This window comes from Desulfuromonas sp. CSMB_57 (assembly GCF_020194955.2).
In the GTDB taxonomy this organism is placed as follows: domain Bacteria; phylum Desulfobacterota; class Desulfuromonadia; order Desulfuromonadales; family Syntrophotaleaceae; genus JAFCIY02.
The window spans coordinates 1-2,320 of sequence record NZ_JAFCIY020000034.1 but is presented as its reverse complement, the minus strand read 5'-3'; the positions used below and the strand labels follow the sequence as shown (position 1 = coordinate 2,320).

The 2,320-nt window shown below is 57.5% G+C and carries 4 protein-coding genes; 2 read left to right on the top strand and 2 right to left on the bottom strand.

Features of this window, described 5'->3' with window-relative positions:
• The coding region (gene istB / locus JQN68_RS10550; RefSeq protein WP_249621181.1) for an IS21-like element helper ATPase IstB at positions 1–626 on the top strand (626 nt) is incomplete at its 5' end.
• Here istB and JQN68_RS10545 read toward each other — a convergent pair.
• On the bottom strand, positions 545–1,102 hold the full coding sequence (locus JQN68_RS10545) for a DUF542 domain-containing protein (protein WP_249621180.1): 558 nt from the start codon (positions 1,100–1,102) through the stop codon (positions 545–547). The genes istB and JQN68_RS10545 overlap by 82 nt on opposite strands.
• A gap of 407 nt (positions 1,103–1,509) precedes the next feature.
• Between JQN68_RS10545 and JQN68_RS14790 the strand changes: the two genes are divergently transcribed.
• The gene (locus tag JQN68_RS14790) at positions 1,510–1,728 is read left to right on the top strand and encodes a hexameric tyrosine-coordinated heme protein (protein ID WP_349632314.1); all 219 of its coding nucleotides are present in this window, start codon (positions 1,510–1,512) and stop codon (positions 1,726–1,728) included.
• A 44-nt stretch (positions 1,729–1,772) separates the two neighbouring features.
• Here JQN68_RS14790 and rnhA read toward each other — a convergent pair whose 3' ends face one another.
• Positions 1,773–2,219, bottom strand: a complete 447-nt coding sequence (gene rnhA, locus JQN68_RS10535) for a ribonuclease HI (protein WP_225073330.1) — start codon at positions 2,217–2,219, stop codon at positions 1,773–1,775.
• Positions 2,220–2,320: the final 101 nt, after the last annotated feature.

The following is a 2,320-nucleotide window of genomic DNA, read 5'->3' as shown; positions in this document are numbered from 1 at the left end:
TCCAGATGACCGAACTGGAAAACCGGCGCATGCAGAACCGGCTCCGGACGGCCAAACTCCGGCTTTCGGCCTCCATCGAAGACCTCGACCTGCGTCAGGGCCGGGGGCTGGACCGGGCTTTGATCCTGTCGCTGGCCCAGAACCAATGGGTGAGCCACCATCACAACATCCTCGTCACCGGACCGACCGGCGCCGGTAAGAGCTACCTGGCCTGCGCCCTGGCCCAGAAAGCCTGCCGGGACGGTCACACCGTCCTGTACCAGCGACTGCCGCGGTTGCTGCACGACATTGCCGTGGCCCGGCTCGACGGCCGCTATCACAAGCTCATGGCCCCCATCGGCAAATGCGAGGTGCTGGTTCTCGACGATCTGCTCATCTCGCCGCTCACCACGGAGGACCAACGCGAACTGCTGGAGATTGTCGAGGAACGCTACGACCGCAAAGCCACCATCGTCACCAGCCAACTGCCGATCAAGGCCTGGTACAATGCCATGCAGGACCCGACCCTGGCCGACGCCATCCTCGACCGCCTGGTGCACAATGCTTACAAACTCGAACTCAAGGGCGAATCGATGCGCAGAAAGCGTTCCTCGCTTGACCGGAAAACCGAAGCCGTGACAGAGTAAAAACCCCACCCCGAGACACACTCTCGGCACTGGCCGAATTCACCGGAACGCTGGACGGATTCACAGCGGAACGGTGGCCGCTTTCCTGTCAGTTCCACTGGCCGCTTTCGCCGGAATACGCATTCACCATGGACTTCGGCCGTTTTTTGGGTATGCAGAGAGAGATTCGGGCCGTGTTCGTTGATATAGGAATGGTGAACGTTGACGATGTAATCGACCAGGAAGGGCCATTTCCAGGCTGTATAATTTTTGCTTTGATCGGCCGGCTCACTCTGTAGCGCCGCAATTTCTTCGACAATCGCGTTCGGCTCAATCCCTTGATTGCGACAGGCATCCTGCAGGAGCAGGTGGCCGCCGCAGCAGAAATCGATTTGGTATTTCTGGAAAATCCTGGCTGCGCGATAGTCGTCAGCGACAATTTTCCCTATGCTCTTAAGGAGCACGTTCTTATCGGAATCCCTTGCTGGTTGTGGCATTTTCAGTCTCCTTTTGGGGCTGATTAGGCGAGGCTTGTCGATTACTTCAATCCTAATCCGCAACGGGAAATACACAAGCCTCATCTACGCGAGGCTTGCTTTCCTGCTGCGTGCTGTTAGCCTGATGAGAGTCAGTCCGGTAGCCGATTGAAGACGCCGCTTGGCATTCCAGGAGATGCCAATCAATCATAAGGTCAAAAAAATCCTGGTGATTCCGTGCCGGGATATTGGGGGCAGGCTTTATGGACAGGGACTAAATCAGGAGAAAGGAGCAGGTCATGATGGGAAAGGTAAGAAATCTTAAATGGACGATTGTCTACGTTGTTTTTAGCCTTTTTATTTTGGCGACGGCGGTCGGAGCCCAATCCAACAGCACCAAAGAACCGGTCAAAAAAGAGGAAGCCCCCCTGACGCTGATCACCGCCACCCCAGAGGAAGGTTTCCAACTGGCTGTGAAATTGTCCAGAAAAGGGGTAACCACCACGCAAAAGGATAAAAACGTTCTTTTTATGCTGAGGGAGGTTTATTCAAGAGATCCAAATGCCCTGATTGCCTGCTCACAAGTGATCGCCATCAACTTCCAGACAGTTGCTGCCGCCAATAACTACTGGAGAGATGCGAAGTAGATGCGCGGAGGGCATCGAGGCCTTGATTGGCTTGGTCAGGGCGGCTATTTTCCCGCCGTGATGGCCGCCCGAGCCAGCTCGTCGCAGCGCTCGTTCTCCGGGTGGCCGTTGTGGCCGCGTACCCAGTGCCACTCCACCTGGTGTTTCGAGGTCAGCTCCAGCAGCCGCTCCCACAGGTCGCGGTTGGCGACCTCCTCCTTTTTGGAGTTCTTCCAGCCCTTTTTGCGCCAGCCGTGAATCCACTCGGTGATGCCCTTGTAGAGGTACTGGGAGTCGGTGGTGACCCGCACCCGGCAGGGGCGCTTGAGAGCCTCCAGCCCGGCGATGGCGGCCATCATCTCCATGCGATTGTTGGTGGTCTGGGCCTCGAAGCCGGAGAGTTCCCTGGTGTGGCCGTCCCAGCGCAGCAGGGTGCCCCAGCCGCCGGGACCGGGGTTGCCGGAACAGGCGCCGTCGCTGAAGATTTCCACCACGGCGGTCGAATCGGACATGGGTTCCTCGCTGCAGATGTTGGGACAAAGCGGATGAAATGAAACGAAAACAGCCCATCACCGGTGAGATGATGGGCTGTTGACATGTGGCGTCCCCAGGG

Coding starts and splice junctions, on each gene's coding strand:
- rnhA (WP_225073330.1), bottom strand. CDS start 2,219: ATGTCCGATTCGACCGCCGTGGTGGAAATCTTCAGCGACGGCGCCTGT.
- JQN68_RS10545 (WP_249621180.1), bottom strand. CDS start 1,102: ATGCCACAACCAGCAAGGGATTCCGATAAGAACGTGCTCCTTAAGAGC.